Here is a 2,615-nt window from a genome sequence, read left to right on the forward strand (position 1 = left end):
GATTTGTTACCAACTTTGGGCAGTTATGTTGATTTTAAACTTTTGGGTTATAAAGGCGTTAACAAATACTCAAATTCTTACGGACAGTTTACGGCCAGTATAGCTTTGTACAAAAACCTTGATGGCAGAAAAAACTTCATTTTGGCAGATCGTTTTGGTGGAGGGGTAACTATTGGTAAACCAGCTTTTTATCAGGCCTTATATCTGGGCGGACAAGGGAATCTCTTAGGGTATCGCCAGTTCAGGTTTGCCGGCGAACATACTTTTTATAACAACTTAGAGCTTAGGGCCAAGCTTGGCGATCTGGTTAGTTATGTTTTACCCGGACAAGTTGGCTTATTGGGTTTTTATGATGTAGGTAGGGTTTGGAAACGTGACGAAACTTCTACATTATGGCACCATGGTGTAGGAGGGGGCGTTTATTTTGCACCAGCATCACTTACAGTTGTGCGTTTTGTAATGGGACACTCGTCTGATGGCTGGTACCCATACGTATCGCTTAATTTTAGGTACTAAATTTGTGTAACATATTAATAGATGTAATATCCAAGTATTACGTTCAGCAGACGAACATTGCTTTAATGAGTATGTATCTTTGCAATGAATTAGTAATTAAATAGATAACAATAAAATTTACACTATAGCAAAACTTATACAATGAATACCAATGTAATACAGATACATAAAAACGAATGTATACATTGCCAGGTAGAATCATCTCTGTCTTTCCGCCCACTTGTGGAATATTTAAAAGGCAGATTGAAAACAGAAAAATCGGTAAAATCTGAATTTTACAGGTTTTTACTTCAAAAAATTGAAAAAGACGATGTGCTGCTTGGCAACATCAGTGCCGAAGATTTATCTCAATATAAAGATACCTTAGAATTAATTTTTACCATTCTAACCCCTTTAATGGATAATGAAGATGATTTGTTTTGGGCTTTAAGTACCCCAATTCCAGATCAGATTTTCTTTAGCACCAATGCATTCTATAAATTTTTTAAGGATCATGATCCTAAAAATAAAGTAACGAAAGACAACGAGCCTATTGAGAAAAAACAGCTTAAGTTTATTTACAATGTTATTTTAGGCCGTTTTTATAATTTTACTTCAGTGCTGAAAAATGAGATCATTTATGCGCACATTAATCAGGAAACAAAACTGACACAATACTATAATATCCAAACCGATACGAAGTTTGTAGATATTATGCATAAGGGCGATTTACCTGAACTTAATTTTGAAGAACTGGGCAAGCATTTTCAAGACGAAACCGAACTGGAATACCTGGTAAAACACCTGCCTTTACAAGATTTTCACTTTGAAGGATTCAGCATCATCTCAATAACAGATGTGACCTTGCAACATGCTATAGATGGTATCCGCGATGCGCTTGTTAATCACAGTTATCAAACCGAAGCCTATACACACGTAATCCACGCTTTAAAAACGCTTAGCGGAAACGGAAAACTCGAATTTGGTTTAATGCCTTTTTTAACCGTTAACAATAAGCTCGTTTTCGATAATCAGGAGTTTTCACAAAGTATGCTGATTAATTCGGCAAAATCATCCAATCTCGAAGAAGAAGTTTTTTATTCGTTGGTTGATAAGTATAAAGAAAATCCAAGGTCGATTTTTGTAAGCGCTATTAATGACGATCAGATTGATAAAGATCCTTTTTTAAGGGTTTTAAAAGCCGCTGGTGTTTGTTCTTACTCAGTACTGCCTGTATATTACAATACGCAGTTGGCTGGCGTTTTAGAGGTTTATTCGAATGAGGAAGTAGTGGTTGATGATAAACTTTTATCGAGGTTACGCCCGGCAATGCCTTTAATCGGTCAACTTTTCCAATACAGTATCGAAGAATTTGATGCTAAAATGGACGAAGTGCTGATGGATAAGTTTACCGCCTTGCAACCATCGGTACAATGGAAATTTAACGAAGCTGTTTGGCATTTTCTTCAGCAGAATAACAGTTACCATAAATTAAAGGAAATCGAAACGATCACCTTTAAACATATGTATCCGCTGTTTGGCGCAATTGATATCCGTAATTCTACAATAGAGCGAAATAAAGCTTTAAAAGATGATATGGAAGTGCAGTTAAATAGTTTAATTGATACTTTAAAAGCCATCCGTAAGCATGTTTCTTTAGAACTTACCGATAAACTATTGTTCAATTGTAAAGACTGGATTAAACGCATCGGCGATTTTGCTTCATCAAACGAAGAAAATAAACTGAACGAGTTTTTAGAAATCGAAGTTTACCCTTTCTTATCAATTATAAAAGGAAATTACCCGATAACAGCTGAATTTGTAGATCGTTATTTCGAAGTAATTGTTCCAGAAACTGGCGCTGCTTTTGCAAATCGCAGGCAGTTGGAAATTTCGATGCAGCTGATCAATACCGAAGTGAGTCAGTACCTCGAAAAATCGCAGGCTAATTTACAGGCTTCATACCCTTGTTATTTTGCCAAATTCAGAACTGATGGAGTGGAGTACGATATTTACATCGGACAGGAAATTGCACCAGATCGGCCATTTGATTTGTTGTATCTCAAAAATATCCGTCTTTGGCAGTTAACTTCAATGGTCGATATCGCACGTTTATCGAA

2 protein-coding genes are annotated in these 2,615 nt (G+C 36.2%); both read left to right on the top strand.

The window, feature by feature from the left end; translation table 11 throughout:
* A partial coding sequence (locus tag AC1DND_RS25350) for a BamA/TamA family outer membrane protein (protein WP_477585306.1) occupies window positions 1-516 on the top strand: 516 nt, incomplete at its 5' end.
* A gap of 141 nt (window positions 517-657) precedes the next feature.
* Window positions 658-2,615 (top strand): hypothetical protein (locus AC1DND_RS25355; RefSeq protein ID WP_477585307.1); only part of this gene is annotated, 1,958 nt, incomplete at its 3' end.

The sequence above is a fragment of the Pedobacter sp. 01N416 genome (assembly GCF_056399685.1).